Origin of the sequence: Draconibacterium sediminis, from assembly GCF_000949475.1 — a bacterium.
GTDB classification, from domain to species: Bacteria; Bacteroidota; Bacteroidia; order Bacteroidales; family Prolixibacteraceae; genus Draconibacterium; species Draconibacterium sediminis.
Genome location: NZ_JRHC01000002.1, coordinates 378322 through 397760 on the forward strand (window position 1 = coordinate 378322; position 19439 = coordinate 397760).

Annotated in this window: 17 protein-coding genes; 9 read left to right on the forward strand and 8 right to left on the reverse strand. The window is 40.7% G+C overall.

The window, feature by feature from the left end:
• Positions 1–2 precede the first annotated feature (2 nt).
• The 4 genes from LH29_RS11475 to LH29_RS11490 all read right to left on the reverse strand — a co-directional run bounded on the left by LH29_RS11475 (position 3) and on the right by LH29_RS11490 (position 3504).
• Complete coding sequence (locus LH29_RS11475) at positions 3–569, reverse strand: Crp/Fnr family transcriptional regulator (RefSeq protein WP_045029800.1); 567 nt, start codon at positions 567–569, stop codon at positions 3–5.
• 99 nt (positions 570–668) lie between these two features.
• Positions 669–1982 (reverse strand): aminotransferase class I/II-fold pyridoxal phosphate-dependent enzyme, encoded by a 1314-nt coding sequence (locus LH29_RS11480; protein ID WP_045029802.1) that lies wholly within the window; start codon positions 1980–1982, stop codon positions 669–671.
• 149 nt (positions 1983–2131) lie between these two features.
• A complete protein-coding gene (locus LH29_RS11485) occupies positions 2132–2656 on the reverse strand; it encodes a flavodoxin (RefSeq protein ID WP_045029805.1) in 525 nt (174 codons plus the stop codon).
• 17 nt (positions 2657–2673) lie between these two features.
• On the reverse strand, positions 2674–3504 hold the full coding sequence (locus LH29_RS11490; protein ID WP_045029807.1) for a prephenate dehydratase: 831 nt from the start codon (positions 3502–3504) through the stop codon (positions 2674–2676).
• A 433-nt stretch (positions 3505–3937) separates the two neighbouring features.
• Here LH29_RS11490 and LH29_RS11495 point away from each other — a divergent pair, with 433 nt between their 5' ends.
• Positions 3938–5503 carry a sulfatase family protein gene (locus LH29_RS11495; protein WP_045029810.1) on the forward strand — a complete coding sequence of 522 codons (1566 nt, stop codon included), beginning with the start codon at positions 3938–3940 and terminating at the stop codon, positions 5501–5503.
• 174 nt (positions 5504–5677) lie between these two features.
• On the opposite strand, the gene LH29_RS24620 is transcribed toward LH29_RS11495, so the two are convergent.
• From LH29_RS24620 to folP, 4 genes are all read right to left on the reverse strand, one after another.
• Positions 5678–5824: a hypothetical protein gene (locus LH29_RS24620; protein ID WP_157493673.1), complete on the reverse strand. Its 147-nt coding sequence runs from the start codon at positions 5822–5824 to the stop codon at positions 5678–5680.
• A 383-nt stretch (positions 5825–6207) separates the two neighbouring features.
• Entirely contained in the window at positions 6208–7158 is a 951-nt protein-coding gene (locus tag LH29_RS11500; RefSeq protein WP_045029811.1) for an NAD(P)H-dependent flavin oxidoreductase, read from the reverse strand.
• Positions 7159–7287: 129 nt separating this feature from the next.
• Positions 7288–8094, reverse strand: a complete 807-nt coding sequence (gene cdaA / locus LH29_RS11505; protein ID WP_157493674.1) for a diadenylate cyclase CdaA — start codon at positions 8092–8094, stop codon at positions 7288–7290.
• Positions 8094–8972 (reverse strand): dihydropteroate synthase, encoded by an 879-nt coding sequence (folP, locus tag LH29_RS11510; protein WP_045029812.1) that lies wholly within the window; start codon positions 8970–8972, stop codon positions 8094–8096. The genes cdaA and folP overlap by 1 nt, the downstream gene beginning before the upstream one ends.
• Positions 8973–9164: 192 nt before the next feature.
• Here folP and LH29_RS11515 point away from each other — a divergent pair, with 192 nt between their 5' ends.
• The 8 genes from LH29_RS11515 (at position 9165) to LH29_RS11550 (ending at position 19435) form a co-directional block, all read left to right on the forward strand.
• Positions 9165–9710, forward strand: a complete 546-nt coding sequence (locus LH29_RS11515) for a DUF1599 domain-containing protein (RefSeq protein WP_045029813.1) — start codon at positions 9165–9167, stop codon at positions 9708–9710.
• A gap of 8 nt (positions 9711–9718) precedes the next feature.
• Positions 9719–10849: a BT_3928 family protein gene (locus LH29_RS11520; protein ID WP_082063600.1), complete on the forward strand. Its 1131-nt coding sequence runs from the start codon at positions 9719–9721 to the stop codon at positions 10847–10849.
• A gap of 285 nt (positions 10850–11134) precedes the next feature.
• A complete protein-coding gene (gene tpiA, locus LH29_RS11525; RefSeq protein WP_045029814.1) occupies positions 11135–11893 on the forward strand; it encodes a triose-phosphate isomerase in 759 nt (252 codons plus the stop codon).
• Positions 11894–12097: 204 nt separating this feature from the next.
• The gene (locus LH29_RS11530; protein ID WP_157493675.1) at positions 12098–12529 is read left to right on the forward strand and encodes a hypothetical protein; all 432 of its coding nucleotides are present in this window, start codon (positions 12098–12100) and stop codon (positions 12527–12529) included.
• A 306-nt stretch (positions 12530–12835) separates the two neighbouring features.
• On the forward strand, positions 12836–15643 hold the full coding sequence (locus LH29_RS11535) for a TonB-dependent receptor (RefSeq protein ID WP_232302839.1): 2808 nt from the start codon (positions 12836–12838) through the stop codon (positions 15641–15643).
• A gap of 65 nt (positions 15644–15708) precedes the next feature.
• Positions 15709–16893, forward strand: a complete 1185-nt coding sequence (locus tag LH29_RS11540) for a DUF4876 domain-containing protein (RefSeq protein WP_052670817.1) — start codon at positions 15709–15711, stop codon at positions 16891–16893.
• 63 nt (positions 16894–16956) lie between these two features.
• A complete protein-coding gene (locus LH29_RS11545; protein ID WP_045029817.1) occupies positions 16957–18531 on the forward strand; it encodes a DUF6850 family outer membrane beta-barrel protein in 1575 nt (524 codons plus the stop codon).
• 19 nt (positions 18532–18550) lie between these two features.
• Complete coding sequence (locus LH29_RS11550) at positions 18551–19435, forward strand: ABC transporter ATP-binding protein (protein ID WP_045029818.1); 885 nt, start codon at positions 18551–18553, stop codon at positions 19433–19435.
• Positions 19436–19439: the final 4 nt, after the last annotated feature.

Below are 19439 nucleotides of genomic sequence, written 5' to 3' on the forward strand. Positions count from 1 at the left end.
ACCTATAATTTATAAAGAATTCGGGTTAAAATGTTTCGGTGAATACCAAGATACGAAGCAATGTGCTGACGTTGTAACTTTTGAGCCAGCTCAGGGTATTCCACAAAGAATTTACGGATGCGCTGCTCAGCGTTCAGCGACTGGAACGAGTGAATACGGTCCATTGCCTGAATATAACTTTCTTCGGCAAGAATACGCACCGTACGCTCAAACTTATGATTCTCATCGAGTAAAGTTTTAAACTCATCCTTTTCGATAAAAATCAAACGCGAGTCTTCGTAAGCACGAATGGCTTCGGTTGAATCTTTACCCAGCACAAATCCGCGGTGATTGCTTACAATAAAGTTGTTGGGAGGAAAGAAAAAACGCGACACCCATTCAGTACCGCTGTCGGACAGATAAGAAGCATAAAGTAAACCATCAAGCAAAATCCCCAGCTTTTTGTTCTTCTCTCCGTAGTCAATGAATAATTCGCCCTTTTTTAGCACCACCGGTTCGTTATGCAAATCGAAAGTATCAATCAGGCTCAGGGTATGCTCAAATCGCGATATTATCTTTTGTCTATCCATTCCTTTCTAATCTTCTTCTGCAATTTCGGGGAGAAACGGAGAGAAATCTATTTATAAACAGATTTCTCTCTCGCTACTCGCATTAAAAATGCAAAAAGTTTATTTTGAAAAATTCTCGTTAAACAATTTCAGGCGCTCTTCGAGGTCGCCAAACTGATGCGGCAACACAAACGAAACACAGGCGCGAATGCCTTCTTCGTCACTACCGGTATTATCGAGTGCAATGGCACTAATTCCGTAGAAAAGCAAGTTGGCAACCAACTCGTTTCCTGTCATTCCCGGATAGCCTATTGTGAAATAGAAACCATCGGCAATGGGTACGCCCAAATCGTTTTCGTAAACTACTTTAAAGCCGTTTTCAAGGAAAAGGCGTTTCATTTCTTTGGCACGTTCGCCATAGGCTTTTACGCCCTCTACAAAATTGAACTCGCCCTCGTTGGCCGCTTTAAACATGGCTGCCAATGCCCACTGTGCCGAATGACTTGTACCCGACGAAAGCGAATACAAAAGGCGCAAGGTAATGGTAGATCCAAAGGTTGTTCCTTTAAAGCGCTCCTGCAAGTCGGGATAATCGCGGCTAAACAATTTATCAGAAATGGCCATTATGCCGATACGCTGACCGGCATAGGAAAATATTTTCGAGCTGCTAATAAACAACACATAATTATCGGTATAATGAGCAACCGACGGAGGAAATGGCGCTTCACCCGGCTTCGAGAAATCGGTACGGAAATCCATACCAAAATACGCCAGGTCTTCCATCACGATCACATCGTATTTATTGGCTAATTCGCCAATAATCTTCAGTTCCTCATCGTTAAAACAAATCCAGGCCGGGTTGTTTGGATTGGAATAAACAATGGAATTGATGTTTCCTTTTGCAAGAAACGATTCCAGCTTTTCCTTCAGTTTGTCGCCGCGGTAATTAAATACATCGAAAGTTTCGTATTTCTGGCCCAGCACCATCATTTGTTGTTTCTGCACCGGAAATCCCGGGTCGATAAACAAAACGGTGTCTTTCTTTTTATCGCAGTTACCGGCCGCCATAAACGCGGCGTAGGTTCCCTGCATCGATCCGGTAGTTGGAATACAACCAGCAGGTGCCACATCAACATTCAGAAAGTTTTTAATGAATTTCGATGATTCTTCCTTCAGTGGTTTTATTCCATCAACCATTGGATAAATAGCCGAAACGCCACGGTCGAGCGCATCTTTTTCGGCTTCAACACCAACTTTTGCAGGCGGCAAACCGGGCACACCCATTTCCATGCGGATGTATTTAAAATCGCTGGCTTCTTCAACGAGGTTTACCAGGGCCACAATTTCGCGGATGGATGCTTTGCCAATATCGGGAATGCGCAATTGCGCTATTTTATCTTCAACAAGTTTTTTGTCGAGAGGTGAATTGTTCATGCTTTTAATATCAAGGTTTCGAGTTCAGCGTTCAGTCTTTACCACAGAGCATCGCAGAGAAGTCACTGAGTTGCACAGAGACTAAAAGTCTCAGTCGCAGTTTTCATTCTCACTAACTCACAGTCCCTCAGTCTCTGTAATCAAGGTGTTTAGAATCCGAAATCAGGTTTAATTTGCTCCACCCAGGCTGCAACACGTTCGTCAGTCATCTCAGGCTCAAAATCTTCGTCAAGCGGTAAACCAATAAATTTTCCATCAACCACTGCATCAGATTCTTCGAACTCGTAACCTTCGGTATCAACCGGTCCAACTAAAACAGCATCGTTTTTCATCAGCTCTTTACCCAGCAAACCAATATGATCAACAAAAGCATGCGAGTAGGTGACGTGATCGCCCAAACCAAAAATAGCTACTGTTTTATCGCTGTAATCCACTTTTGAGATTTCAGGTAAAAATTTTCCCCAGTCGTTGTTTGAAAAACTCGAATCCCAGGTGTCTTTTCCAACAGTTGAAAGACCAAAAATTATCTTATCATATTTCTCCAGGTCGGCAGCCGAAGCATTTTTAACTGCTACCATCTCCACTTTATCTTCGCCAATTAGTTCTTTTATTTTGTCTGCCACGCGGTTTACCGATCCACCTTCAGGACCGTAAAAAATTGCTATTTTACTCATATCGTATTGTTTTAGTTTTATTCATTATGCAGGTTTCCTTTTTGATATTCGCCTAAAATCGACAGGCTCGATGCACATTTTAGCACCTGGTGAATGGCGTGATCGTAATTTTCAGGTTTTTCCCACTCAATATCAACGTGGAACATATATTCATTGGGTTTACCGATTTTTGGTACCGACTGAATTTTGGTGAGGTTAATCTCATTTTTGGCAAAGGTATTTAACACCGCAGCCAGCGATCCGTAAAAATGTCCAACTTCGAAACAAACCGATGCTTTGTTGCTTCCCTCAGTTGGGTTGCCATGTTTCGACAAAACCCAAAAGCGGGTGTAATTCTTTTTGTTGGTCTCTATTCCGGTATCCAGCACACTCAATCCATACAACTCGGCCGAGCGCAGGTTTGCTATCGATGCCGCGTCTTTTAGTTTTTTATCGGCAACCAGTTTCGACGATGCTGCCGTATCCAGTTTTTCGTGCAACTGGGCGTTCGGATAATTGTGCTCGATGTATTCCATACACTGGCGCAACGCAATGGGGTGCGAGTGGATATCTGTAATATCCTCCGGTTTCACTCCTTCATTCACCAATAAATTCATTTGAATATGAATATAAATCTCGCCAATAATGCGCAAATGATAATCGCGAATCAACTGGTAATTATTCAACAAACTACCGGCAATGGAGTTTTCAATGGCCATAACGGCATAATCCACCTGGTCGTTATCAATCATCTCGCATACGGTAGTAAATGTCTTACACTCAACCACCTCAATATCTTCATCAAAATATCGTCGGGCCGCATCTTCGTGAAAAGAGCCGGCTATTCCTTGAATTGCTATCCGTTTCATTAATTTCTTTTAAGCAGACCAAATATACGAATTATGCGCTAAGTGAAAGGGTTTCGGCGCAGAATGCCTTTAAAATTTAAAGAACAATCGTCATAATTCCTGAAATTATTTTTGCAACACTTTGTGAATCTGACATTCGGCATTTAAGGGGAATCTGAATCAAGGGTTGAACTCCATTTATCCAAAAATTCTTGATATTACCTCGAATCCTAAAGGATGATCAAGAATTTTCTCGCTTTCTTCCTTCAGGACTGAGGTGAAAAAGGGAGAAAATTGTGATTTAACAGAGATTTTCAACCCTTGATTCTCAAATGTTGGTTTTACGCTTCCCAATACTTTCTAAAAAACATTCAAAAAATGGTCCGATCAGGAATTTATTTCACGAACCTTTTATCTTTGTGTCAACACTAACAACTGAAATTAAACTAAACCAATGAAGAACTTATTCCTACCAATTTGTTTTGTCGCAGTACTTTTTTTAAGTGCATGTTCAACAGAAACCAACGAGCAACAACATCCGAACATCATTTATATTTTAGCCGACGACATGGGCTACGGCGATGTATCGGCTTTTAACGAGCAAGGGAAAATACACACTCCGAATATCGACCAGCTGGCTACTGATGGCATACGTTTTACCGATGCACACACCACTTCGGCTGTTTGCACACCCACCCGCTATGGCATTTTAACAGGCCGTTACAATTGGCGAAGCACATTAAAATCGGGTGTGCTTACCGGCAAATCAAAAGCTCTGATTCCGCAGAGCAGGAAGACTGTGGCTAAAATGTTACAGGAAAACAACTATACAACGGCATTTATCGGAAAATGGCACCTGGGCTGGGACTGGGCTATAAAAGACGAAACTGGTAACGGTGGCGAAGGCTGGGATCCGGATGATTTCGATAATGTTGATTTTTCGAAACCGGTGAAAAATGGTCCGAATGAGTTGGGTTTTGACTATTCGTACGGGCACAGCGCCTCTTTGGATATGGCTCCCTATGTTTATGTAGAGAACGGCATGCCCACACAAGTTCCCGATTCGGTGACTGTAAATACGGGCAAATACTCGTGGTGGCGCGAAGGCCCCACATCGGCAGATTTTATTCACGAAGATGTTACACCCAATTTTTTCCGTAAATCGTTTTCGTACATAAAACAAATATCGAAGCAGGAGAAACCGTTCTTTTTGTACCTGGCGCTGCCCTCACCTCACACACCCATTTTGCCAACCGAGGAGTGGCAGGATAAAAGCGGTTTAAATCCCTATGCCGATTTTGTGATGATGGTTGATGACTATGTTGGACAGATGCAACAAATAATAAAAGAAGCAGGAATTGAAGAAAATACCATTGTGATTTTTACCAGCGACAATGGTTGTGCTCCGGCTGCAAAAATTGAGGAGATGACCGCAAAAGGCCACTACCCCAGTTACATTTTCCGGGGGCATAAAGCTGACATTTTTGAAGGTGGCCACCGTGTTCCGTTTATCGTAAAATGGCCGGGGAAAATTACTCCGGGATCATCGTCAGACCATACCATCTGCACCACCGACCTGATGGCAACATGCGCCGAAATTATTGGCTACCAACTGGCAGACAACGAAGGAGAAGACAGTTTCAGTTTGTTACCACTGATGGGCGAAACCAGCCGCAACCAGCCCATTCGTGAGGCAACCGTACACCATTCTGTTAACGGAAGTTTTGCCATCCGTAAAGGTCCGTGGAAACTGAATTTGTGCCCGGGCTCGGGCGGCTGGAGTTATCCGCGTCCGGGAAATAAGGAAGTTATTGATACACTCCCGAAATACCAGTTATATAACCTGGAAACCGATCCGGGCGAAACCAACAATCTCTACCTAACAAATCCGGAAAAGGCTGATGAACTAAAGGCACTGCTGACGAAATACATCGTTGACGGACGAAGTACTCCGGGAGTACCGCAACAAAACGATCCGATCGATTTCGAATGGCAGCAGGTAGATTTTATGAATGAATAAAAGCAGTTAATAGCTTTCACCAGCAACAAAAAAAATATAACTAACTGATTTTAAAGGCTCCCCACCCACCATTTTGAAGCCGTTGCAGGCCGACGACAGCATTTTTTTGACCATTTTGGGACCGGCGTAGGAATACGAAAGCATTTTTTTCTCCATTTTGAAGCCGTCGTATGTCTACGACATCACTTTTTTCACCGTTTTGGTGCCATCGTAGTCATACGACAAGACTTTATTCACCGTTTTGGAGCTAGCGTAGCAATACGAAAGCACTTTTACCACCATTTTGAAGCTTTCGTAGGCGTACGACATCACTTTTTTCACCGTTTTAGTGCTAGCGTAGAGCTACGAAAGTACCTTGCTCACCAACGAGAAGCCTTCGCAGGTTTACAACAGCATATTGGTTATCTTTTATTTTCTACCACAGAGTTGCGCAGAGAATTCACGGAGTTACACGGAGCGATGAAAAGTCGCAGTCGCAGTTTTCAGTCGCAGATTGCAATTTAACAATTGGATTTTACCACAGAGTTGCGCAGAGAATTCTCGGAGTTACACGGAGCGATGAAAAGTCTCAGTCGCAGTTGGCAGTCGCAGATTGCAATTTAACAGTTTTACAATTTAACAATCTGCTTCAATCTGCTTCAATCTCACCGTCTCAGTGCTCATCGTCTCACAGTCTCAAATCTCAGTGCTCAATCTTCTTCAATCTAAAACTCAAACCGTCCCTGCCCTGCCGCTTTTTGAGCAGCTTCGTATGCATTAATAATATCATTCATTATTTCGGCAACAGGTTTAATCTGATTTAGCTGTGCCGAAACCTGGCCAATTTCCAGTTCGCCTTCGTCGAGATCGCCTTCGAACATTCCTTTTTTTGCCCGGCCCCGACCCAATAATTCGGCCATTGCTTCGGGTGATTGCCCTGCTTTTTCGGCTTCATCAATCCGGTTAAAAAAGCTGTTCTTTACCAACCGTACCGGTGCCAGTTTTTTTAGAGCCAGTTTTGTTCCACCTTCGCCGAGTTCGGTTACCAATCGTTTAAATTCGGGGTGTGCCGACGATTCTTCCGACACGGCAAATGCCGATCCGATCTGTACACCATCGGCACCTAAAACCATTGCCGCCAGCATTGCTTCTCCCGATCCTATTCCTCCGGCTGCAAGCAATGGGAGTTTTGTAGCTTTTCGCACCGATGGAATCAATGTCATTGTAGTGGTTTCTTCGCGGCCGTTGTGGCCACCGGCTTCGAAACCTTCGGCAACAATTGCATCAACACCGGCCGCCTCGCATTTGCCTGCAAAAAACGAACTCGACACCACATGCGCCACAGTAATTCCTTTGTCTTTTAACCAGGCGGTCCACTTTTTAGGACTACCGGCCGATGTAAAAACCACCGGTACTTCGTGTGCGGCAATAATATCCATAACCCGTTCGGTTTCGGGGTACATCAAAGGCACATTCACTCCAAAAGGTTTATCGGTGGCCGCCTTCATTTTTACGATGTGCTCCTCCAATGTTTCGGGGTGCATCGATCCGGCGCCAATCAGTCCCAATCCTCCGCTGTTACTCACTGCCGAAGCCAGTTTCCAGCCCGAACACCAAACCATTCCCCCTTGAATTACGGGGTATTTTATATTGAATAGATTACAAATACGATTCATACTTTTCTTTTCAAAACAATAAACTATTGAAATAACAAATAAACACCATGCTGAACGATTGAACGATAGCAGAGGTTCAAAAAAAATAATGCTTATAAGAATCAGGAGTGATGCGTCTGTTTTCTGAAACTACTTTTTATGACCGGCAGTTTCATCATCCTCAATGATATTTTCTTCCAGAATTTGCACCAGCGTTTCTTTTGACAAGCGGCGTTTAATTTCACCTTTCTGTGCTACTGAAATCGATCCTCGTTCTTCCGAAACAACAATACACAATGCATCGGTATTTTCTGTCATGCCAACAGCTGCACGGTGACGAAGTCCCAACGCTTTATCCAATTCCTTTTGTGTTAGCGGAAGAATACAACCTGCTGCAACAATACGATTTCCTTTAATAATAATGGCTCCATCGTGCAGCGGCGAGTTCTTGAAAAATATAGTGCGTATAAGCGCCGACGATATTTTTGCATTGATCCTTTCTCCGGTATTGATCTGGTCGTTTAGTTCGTTTTCATCCGCAATAACAATCAGCGCACCGGTTCTTGTTTTCCCCATCGACTGGCAGGCGTCAACAATACTGTCAATCTGCTGCTGATTAATGCTCTTCGGTTTCCCCTGGCCAAACAACTTGTCGAGCATCAATATCTTATTCACATTATAATTGGTACCGATAAACAGCAGAAATTTTCGAATTTCGGGGTGAAAAACGATAATAAGCGCAATAGCACCCACACCAATAAAATACCCCATTATCGATCCCAGCAGCTCCATGTTCAGCGCTTTCACCGTAAGCCAAACCAGGTACAGCGAAAACAGCCCGATAACAATATTAAAAGCTACCGTTCCTTTTATAAGGCGGTAAAGCTGGTAAAGCAAAAAAGCCACCAGCAGAATATCGAGAATATCAAGAAATCGTATGGTTATAAATGCCAGCATCAAATGATTGTTGCTTTAATTTCACAAAATATTTTTACTGCCTCAACCGCTTCTTTTACGTCGTGTACACGCAAAATGTCGGCCCCGCCCATTAATGCCAGGGTGTTGGCCACCGAAGTGCCGTTAAGTGCTGTTTCGGGCTTGGCATCCAATGCTTTCCAGATCATCGATTTACGGCTTAATCCCACCATTACCGGAAGCTGGTACACTTTAAACGCATCGAGTTTATTTAATAACTCGTAATTATGGTCGAGTGTTTTTCCAAATCCAAAACCGGGATCGAGAATCACCTCTTTTACGCCCAGTTTATTTAGCTTTTTTACGCGCTCGGCAAAATACTGCGCTACTTCACGAATCAGGTCGTCGTACTGCGGATCTTCCTGCATATTTAACGGCGTTCCTTTTATATGCGACAGAATGTATGGAACCTGCAATTTCCCAACGGTTTCAAACATATTGCTGTCGAGCGATCCTCCCGAAATATCGTTAATGATGATTGGCCCTACCTCATCGATTACACGAACTGCTACCCACGAGCGAAAAGTATCAACCGAAAGCGCCACTTCGGGAAAAGCCTTATGTATGGCCTTTACAGCCGGTAACAGACGCGCCAGTTCTTCTTTGGTTGAAACCGTTTTCGATCCCGGACGTGTGGAAACCGCTCCCACATCAATAATTCCGGCGCCATCAGCAACCATTTGCTCAACGGCCTTTAGCATGGTGGTTTCGTCTTCCATTTTTCCACCATCGAAAAACGAATCGGGCGTAATATTTACAATTCCGGCAACCACCGGAATGGATAAATCAACTTCTTTTTCGCCAAGATGTAATGTACTGTTTCGTTTGAGGAACTTACCCGCAGACTGCGTAATCAACATAAGAACTGGGCTTTTTTGTTTAACAAATCATTAACTATCTATTAATTGTCGTTAACTACAAATGTAGAATAAAACAGGCCAAATTTGCCATTTTTTCATACTTTTATCCGGCAATTTTAGCATACAAAAATATACAGAACTTAACGAATTGAGCACAATTGGCTCAAGAAGAAGAAAAAAAGACACATAATAATGGACAGAACAAACCAGCAATACGACCAGGTAATTTCAATATGCCGTAATATATTTTCGAAGAAAATGACCGATTACGGAACAGCATGGCGAATATTGCGTCCGACCTCTCTTACCGACCAGATTTACATTAAAGCACAGCGCATACGAAGCATTGAAGAAAAAGGTGTTACAAAAGTTGACGAAGGCGTAAAACCTGAATTCATTGGTATTATTAATTACTGTATTATGGGCTTAATTCAGCTGGAATTAGGCACATCTGACCAGGAAGTACCCCATGAAACCATTCAGGAGCTTTACGACAAATATTTTAACGAAGCCAAAACGCTGATGATGGATAAAAACCACGATTATGGCGAGGCCTGGAGAAATATGCGCATCAGTTCGTACACCGATCTGATTTTAATGAAAATACAACGCACAAAACAAATAGAAGATAATCAAGGGAAAACACTTATATCGGAAGGAATTGATGCCAACTATATGGATATGATCAATTATTCTGTGTTTGCCATGATTAAAATTGAATTTGAAAACAAAGAATAAACTCGCCTATGAATATTGTTAAGCAACTCGCACGGATTCTTTTTGGTATTGTTTTTATTTTCTCCGGATTTGTAAAAGGAGTCGATCCGTGGGGATCGGCCTACAAATTTACCGACTACTTTAATGCCATGGGGCTCGACTGGTTGCTTTGGGCAGCCTTCCCGCTGGGAGTGTTGCTGGCTTTTGCCGAGTTTGCCATTGGAGTGGCTTTTGTGTTTAACTGGCGGATGCGTTTGTTTTCGTGGCTGGGCTTATTGTTCATGGCCTTTTTTACACCTTTAACACTTTGGATCGCACTAAAAAATCCGGTAACCGACTGCGGTTGTTTTGGCGATGCACTGGTAATTTCAAATTGGGAAACATTTTATAAAAACCTTGTATTTATTACGCTGGCAATTATTGTTGTGGTGAACCGAAAATGGTATGCCGACAAGGTAAAAAGTATTGTTCCGGGCATACTTAGTATAGGTGTTTTTATCGTGTACTTCGGCATTGTTTACTATTCGTACAGCCACTTGCCGATATTAGACTTCAGACCGTACAAAGTGGGCACCAATATTCCGGAAGCAATGAGTATTCCCGACGATGCGCCACAAGAAATCTACGAGAATATATTTTATTATAAGAACAAAAATACCGGTGACGTAAAAGAATTCACGGAACAAAATTATCCATGGCAAGACACCACTAATTGGGAATACCACGATATGGAATCGAATTTGGTGCAGGAAGGTTACGAACCGCCCATTCATGATTTCACCATTGAATCGCCCGAAGGTGATGACATCAAAGACTTCTTTATTTACGACGAAAATTATGTGTTTATGCTTGTGGCCTACGACCTGCATAAAACCAGTACCAAGTCGCAGGAAGAGATTAACACATTAGCGCACTGGGCCATGGATAAAGGATATTCGTTTGTTTGCCTCACCTCTACCCTGCAGGATGAAGCAATGGAATTTGCAGAACAAAACGACGCGCCTTACGAGTTCTTTAATTGCGACGAAATTACCTTAAAAACAATGATTCGGTCGAACCCGGGATTGATCGTAATGAAAGACGGAACCATTCTGGATAAATGGCATTACAACGACATTCCTTCGCCGGAAGAGGTTGAAGCTGAATTTGAAATTGAATAAGAAGAGGCTAGTTTCGAGCTGCGAGCTGTAAGTTCTCAGTCGCAGTTCTCAGTCGCAGTTCTCAATTAAACAGTGTAAACATGGCTATGCTCAAGTATCCAGTATCGAGAATCCAGAATCCAGTATCTAGTATCTAGCATCCAGTATCCAGCGTCTCATTCGTCCAATTTTAAATAAACAAATAGTTAATAATATTTAAGCATTAGATTCAATACCCCGCGAATCAATAATTTCGGTTAAATTTGTGGTCGATTTTGAAAATCTAATAAACTAAAATTCAATAATATGAGACAAAAGATAGTTGCAGGAAACTGGAAATGTAACACAACCTTGCAAGAAGGTGTTGAGTTGGCAAAAGCTGTTGACGCGATTGTAGCAAGCGAAGGTGCTGACGATGTTGTTGTTGTATTGGGAACACCATTTACACACATTACAAAAGTAGTTGAATCAGTAAATACCGACAGAATTGGTGTTGCTGCACAAAACTGTGCTGCCGAAGCTAAAGGAGCTTTCACTGGTGAAGTTTCTGCCGAAATGGTAAAATCAACAGGTGCTGAGTACGTAATTTTAGGTCACTCTGAGCGTCGTGAGTATTATGGCGAAACAAGTGAGATCCTGAACAAAAAAGTTGCACTTGCATTAGAGAACGGATTAACTCCTATTTACTGCTGTGGTGAAGCTTTGGATATTCGCGAAGCCGGTACACACAACGAATATGTTGTTAATCAATTGGAAGAAACAGTTTTCCAACTGTCAGCCGAAGATTTCAAAAAAATCGTTATTGCTTACGAACCAATCTGGGCAATCGGAACTGGTGTAACAGCAAGCTCAGACCAGGCACAGGATATGCACGCCAACATTCGCGCTGCAATTACTGCTAAATTTGGTGAAGAAGTTGCTGAAGAAACTTCAATCCTTTACGGTGGTAGCTGTAAAGCAAGTAACGCAAACGAATTATTCGCCAACAAAGATGTTGACGGAGGTTTGATTGGTGGAGCTTCGTTAAAAGCTGAAGACTTTATCGGAATCATCAACGGTTTCTAGAAAACAATCAGATTGCAAAATATTTAAAGCCATTTTCTGCACGGTCAGAAAATGGCTTTTTTAATTAACAATAATCTGCTAACTAATCGTTTTACACTGATATTTACTACATTTAACCCCATTATTTTTTTGAAACATCTTCGATTGTTGCGTTGTTAATAAAAAATGGTACATGGTTATTCGTTTGGTCAAACATATTATTTCATGAAAAAACTGATATTATTAGTCATTTTGGTCACCTCAATATGCATTATCAGTTGTAATTCGTCCAAAAATTCAGAAGAAATAGCCTCATACACTTACCAGGAGAAAAAAATTGAAATGAGTGATGCCCTGCGGATAAAAATTCCGGCTTGGGTGGAAGAAGGAAAAATTTGCTATGGTCTCGTAGTTCAGGTAACCAAAGAAGGTAAACCCATATCCGGGAAACCGGTAAAAGCCAAAGTGGTTCAAATCGATGAATACTCGGTAAAAATGAAAGCCCTTGAAACTGTAATTCTATTCGAAGGGGCAGATCGCAACTTAAAGGGAATAAACAAAGGCCAAGTTTGGGATGAAAAAGAAGGTGACCTCTACCTCACTTTTGATGAAGCAGTTGAGATGCTTGAAAAGATGGAGATTTATAAGGCTGAGTAACGACACCTCCCAAAATTCAACTATCCTATTAAATTTCAACCAAATACATTCATTATATTTCTATACAATTCTTCCAACACACATTAATTTTTTAACCGGGTTAAGAATAATCGATACGAAGAATATTGATTATATTTAAAATTTTAAGGCAATTCGCTAAAATAGCTCTTTAAAGACGTATAAAAACCGTAAGTTCGTCAAATAATATGATAATCAGGAGGAATTGATAATTCAGAATAGAGGAGTCGTTTTCGAATAACAACTATGAACCAGTTTTTTAAGCATATAATTACCCTGATAATTACCATGCTACCTTTATATCTGCTCGCCCAAAATAACTATAATTTTTCCGGAGTTGTTGTAAACAAAGAAACCAAAGAACAAATAGGCCTGGTTGCCATCCAACTAACAGAGCTCAATCGCTGGACAACTTCTAATTTAAACGGGGAGTTTAATTTTGACAATATTCCTGAAGGGAGATATACCATACAAGCCTCATGCTTAGGCTTTGAAAGGCATGAAGGTGTTGTTGTAATTAATAGAAACGTAGAAAAGTACAAGCTATCTATGTTGGCAAGCTCTCTAGGTCTTGACGAAATAACCGTTGTTGCCCGGGAAAATACCAGTTTAAGTTCATCTTCAACTATTGAAAATGCCGCCATTGAGCATTCACAACCCACAAGTCTTACCGATATTATGCAATTGGTGCCGGGACAAATTACATTAACTCCGGATTTATCAAAAGCCAACCAAATAACGATCAGGGATATAAATACCTATTCGGGGGAAGACAGAACCCGGCAAGCGAATGCCAATGACGCTTTGGGAACTGCAATCATTATCGATGGCACACCAATGGACAATGACGCCAATATGCAGTCGCTAAATACAACCACGCTGGGGCAATCAGATGAATTTTCAACAGCTGGAGGCGGTATCGATCTTCGTCAAATACCTACGGATCATATCGAATCGGTTGAAGTTATCCGCGGAATCCCATCGGTGCAATATGGAGACTTAACAAGCGGTGCAGTGCTGATAAAAACCAAATCGGGGAAAACGCCTTTCAAAGGCAAAGTAAAAGCAGATCCTAAAATTAAGCAGGCAGCAATTTCAAAAGGAATTTTGCTAAAAGGTGAAAATAAAGGAGCTGTAAATTTTGAACTCGATTTTACCCATTCATATGACGATTTACGAGAGCCTGCTCGTAGCTATAAAAGACTAAACGGACAATTTGGGTACTCAAATACATTGTTTAAAACACACAATCCTCTGAGCATCAATTTTAAAGGAAATTATTTTCATACAATCGATAATGAAAAGAAAGACCCGGATCAACGACAACTGGAACGTCAGCGGGAAAAAGAATCTGGTTTAGATGTGAAATTATATGGAAAATGGTCGCTCCAAAAATGGTGGGTTGGGAACCTTACTTATAACTTTTCGACTAGCCTTAAACAACAGGATTTTTATAGCTATCATCTAAATTCAACTTCGGCAACTCCTTTACCAACTACATACATTGCAGGCGAGTACGCGGTCGACATTTTAACTCCGGAGTATTATTCGGAACTTACTGTTGATGGGAAACCTTACAGTTATTTTGCTACAATAAAGCTCGATTCAAGGTTTAAACTTGGAAATATGAGTAACGCTATCATGTATGGTATTGACTGGCGGGAATCCGGGAACAATGGGAAAGGCAGACAATATGATTTAAGTCGGCCTCCAGGAAATGCCATCACAACCCGCCCGCGGGCATTTAAGGATATTCCGGCAAGTAAAAAGCTGGCTCTTTTTGCTGAAGACAGAATTAGTTTACCTCTTGGCAATAACACCTTGGAAACTCAAATAGGAATACGTTACAACAATTTCCTACCAAAAGGAATTTTCTTTACCAATGGATTTACATCGTTTGAACCACGAATTAATTTTGCCTACCATATATCTCAAAACTTGACTATCAGAGGAGGCTTCGGGAAAACATCAAAAACTCCCACTATGTTGCACATGTATCCGGATGCCGCTTACATTGATAAAATTAGCTTTAATTATTATCCACCCGATTCACCCGATTTAATAGTGGCTACAACCGAAATTATTGAAGACACCGGTAATCCTGATTTAAAACCGATGACAAATAATAAATATGAATTGGGTGCTGATTTCAATATTTATGGCATAAACTTTATCCTCACCGGATTTCGCGAAAAAATCAGAAATGGCTTTGGTTGGGAAAACCAATACTTTGTAATGAATTACCGCAAATGGGATGATTTGGGAAAGGGATTTTTGCCAGCTTTTGAGAATGGTGAAATTACCTATGAGGTAAATGGTGAAATGATGACTTTAGGTTGGGATCAGGAAACGGAATTCGAGGGATATATGTCTCCAAAAAATAACTACAGCGTCGACAAGAAAGGAGTTGAATATGTTGTTAACTTTGGTCGTATAAATCCGATCAAAACAGAACTCATGGTTGACGGTGCATATTACCATATAAAAAGATCCAGGCATGCAGTTCCAGTAGTGGAAAGAATTACTTCTTCGTACAAGGGAGATTATTTTCCGTATTTAGCTGTATTACCGGGCAACTCCGGGACCATTTCACAACGTTTAAATTCGAATTTCCGGACAATCACTCATATTCCTGAATTAAAAATGATCTTTTCGCTCAACCTACAAACGATTTGGATAAATAAGTCTGAAAGCTTCTGGGAAAACAGTTCAGGATCACCTGTTGCTTATACGAGAGGAGAAAATAACGACAAATTATATGGGCAGTTTCCTGCCGGAGAAATTATTTATGTAGATCCTGTAGGTTTTTACGATATGGATATGCAATACTACGAATGGCAGGACAATTACTCGTATGAAGCCCCCTACTCCACAATGGTAGAAAAACAGGACGATGATTTTTATGATACGGAATCCTATCCGGTAAACTGGCAACTGAATTTAAAATTGACCAAGGAATTTGGAAAATTTGCAAAGTTGTCGTTTTTTGCGTACAATGTGTTCAATCACCGACCATTATACAAAAGTAATCGAAGTGGATATTTCAGATTAAATCAGATTGCCTACTTCGGAGCAGACCTAACATTTAGTTTGTAAATATTAAAAACTGATTTATAGATCATACCATGAGAAAATTTGCACTTATATCCTTATGCTTATTAATGAGTTTATTTTTAATAAACTGCAAAGATGATGTTGCACCAAGCTATACAATTACGATTGAGGTTAATTACCCTGACGGATTTACTGTAGCTGACTTCCCTGCAGATGTTCTTGTGACAGCAACCAACACCAATAATACAAGAACCACAACTGTTACTGCCGCTTCAGATGGAAATGCCATTTTTGAATTGGTTGAAGGAAATTACAATTTTACAACAAGTTTTGCTGTTAATGGCAACGATGGAGAGGAATATATTTTTAATGGAATAATATCCAACTACTCTCTTATCTCTGAATCTGCGCTTACGATGAACCTTATTTTGGCAAACAATTCCGGTGGTTTTATACTTAAAGAGATCTATTATGCTGGCTCAAGAACTCCTGAAAACAATGGATATTACGAGGATCAATTCCATGAAATTTACAATAACTCTGGTGACACACTGTACGCTGATGGATTGTGTATTGCATCTCTTGATCCTAATTCAAGCTCAAAACAAACCAGTTGGGTTGACGGAAACGGCGAATTACTGGATCGCTTACCTTTAATTTATCAAGCATGGATGGTTCCTGGAAATGGTACAGATCACCCCATTTTACCGGGAGAAAGCTTTATCATTGCCGTTGATGGTATCGATCATCAAACAGATGAAAATGGAAATCCAAATTCGCCTGTAAATCTTGGCAATGCCGACTGGGAAACATACATGGAGCCTTCGGGCAAAGACCTGGATGCATCATCTGTACCGAATCTAACATTGGTTTATACCACAATTACAACTATACAAGACTGGTTAGTTCCGGTGTACGGTCCTGCAGAAGTTTTATTCCGACTACCTGAAAACGATTGGGAAAGCTATGTTTCTGATGCAAATAACTTTATGACAAAACCGGGAAGCACTTCTTCCACAGAATACCTGATGATTGATAAAGAATTTGTAATTGATGCTGTAGAATGCGCCCGCCTTGACAGAGATGAACGCTATCAACGTCTACCAGTTGAATTGGATGCTGGGTATACTGCTATTGAAGCAGGTAGTTACTCTTCTTTATCTGTTCGACGTAAAGCCAAAATGATTATAGGTAATCGCGTAATTTATAAGGATACTAATAATTCTACGGAAGATTTTCTGCACGATTTAACTCCAACACCGGGAGTAAACCCAACAAGTGTGGAAGAATAAATCAGGTAGACCAGTAATCACCTGCCACAATAAACGGCTGGAACTTTTAATGTTTCGTTTGAGATGACTAAACTTCAAATCGTACTTATTTTGGCTTTATCCTTTTTAACTGCACAAAATGGATTGGCTAGCAATGCGACAAAGGATAGTACTTTCTCATTCAATACATTCAAACTGTTCCAATTAAAAAACCAATGGCTTAACAGCGGCAATATTGCCGGACTAACTTTTAACGCGAACCAAAACATCGCTGAAGTTTTTGGAGAATACAAATTGGCAGATGGAAATTTTAGAAGAGTGCGCGAGGCTTCACATTTAGAAAACTACTCACTCTCAGCTGAAAGTTACCTGACAATAAACAATACTTATTTCTACGGAAAGTTATCCTACCAATATAGTGATGAAACAGGGAATTTATATAACGGGCTTTTTAATCCGTACAGAGGAAATCCATATCTAATAGGCGATTCCGTTCCGGGTGCCAATTTTCACAAAGAAGGTTTTAACCTTTCTGGGGGGGTTGCAAAAAAACTAACAAATCAACTATCGTTTGGACTTTTGGCAGATTATCACATCGGGAAAAGTGCTAAACAAAAAGATCCGCGTCCACGAACCGTGGTTACCGACCTTCTACTTCAACCATCAATTATAATGCATTTTCCAAACAGTAATTTGGGTTTTAATCTGGGTTATAGAAACAGAAAAGAAGATATTGAATACAAGCAAGTGGTAACTGACGATCCTGATCCAACTTATTTTATGTTTAAAGGCATGGGCTTTTACTCTTCGGAAACGGGACAAACTAAATCGCGGTATTTTAATCAAAACAGTATATCTGCCGGAGTGCAGTTTGATACAAAACTGTTTGATTTTAGCTCGTTAACAGAAATCAGAGGAACTTACAGCAAGGAACAAACAGAAGACGGTACAAATACCATAAAAAAAGATGATGCCGGCGATTGGAAAACGTTTCAAGTTGAGCTAAATCAGCAGTTCACCAAACATACTGAAACTTCCATTCAGAAGATTATCTTTCGCACTTCGTTTTTCGATGGTGATGGAATTGAATACATACAAGATGCCATTCTAAATGATGACAATCAGACGGAATACATTACCTTATCAAAAAACCTAAAACTAAACCGAAAGGAGTTCGATGCCGGAGTAAGATTTGATTATTTAAAGCTTGATGACCACGAACAAATTAAATGGGAAACTACTCTACAAGCTCGCTATAAGTTAAAAACAGAAAAGTATTATTACATTCCTGAGATTTTTAATGCCAATTATTCGAACCTGGAACTAGGTGTAAAATTTGTAAAAGACTTTTACTTTCGTAAATTCTGTTTGGTTCCAGGAATAGGACTGGATTATCGTTACAACTTAGATCAGGAACTAAATCTTTCAAACGACGAAACAATTACCCGCCGACAAAACAAACAACTTTATATCCACGATTTTGAATACCACACAGCCGATTATCTTATTGTTTCGCCGCAGGTTTATTGTGGATATAAGTTGCCAAAATCGGAAAATATTGACGAACTATTTCTAAAAATCAGATACGAATTCCGGGAAGTAATCGATTCAAATGAAAACATGGGAATCCTAACTGCAAAACTTGGCTTTATATTCTAAAAGAAGTAAACGTTATCAGATGAATGCAATTGAATGTAAAAACCTAACCCACTACTACGGCAAAAAGCTGGTTTTCGAAAACCTGAGTTTTAACGTAAAGGAAGGAAGTATACTCGGGCTTTTGGGCAAAAACGGCACGGGTAAAACCACTACTATTAATATTTTGAATGGTTTTCTGCAACCCCAAAGCGGAGAGTGCCTGATTTATGGTGAGAACTCGCAAAACTTATCTCCGCAAAACAAGGCGCGAATTGGTTTTCTTATCGAAGGGCACATTCAGTATACCTTTATGAATATTCATCAAATCGAGAAATTCTATTCAAAATTCTACCCAAAATGGGATAATGAGCCTTATTGGCATCTGATGTCAAAGTTACAGGTTTCACCTAAACAAAAAATCTCCAACATGTCGTGCGGGCAACGTTCGCAGGTGGCACTGGGGCTTATTCTGGCACAGGATCCCGATCTGCTAATTCTCGATGATTTTTCGATGGGACTCGATCCCGGCTATCGCCGCCTTTTTATCGATTACCTGCGCGAATATGCCAAAGAAAAGAAGAAAACCATTTTCACCACATCGCACATTATTCAGGATATGGAACGCCTGATCGACGATTTGCTGATTATGGATTTTAACCGCGTACTGGCCCAACGCAGTGTAAAATCGTTTATGCAGGAGTTTAAACAGTTTCACCTGGAGCTTGAAAATCCGGACATCGATATTTCGAACGAGGAGTTTGTAGTTAACAGCGAGAAAGTGAACAACAAGCTGGAGTTGTATACCTACGAGTCGGAGGAAAAGGTTCTGAACTTCCTGAAAAACAACGGAGTTGTACACAAAAACTTTCGGCAGGTGGAGATGGGTTTGGAAGATGCATTTATTGGACTAACCGGAAAATATTAGCAAA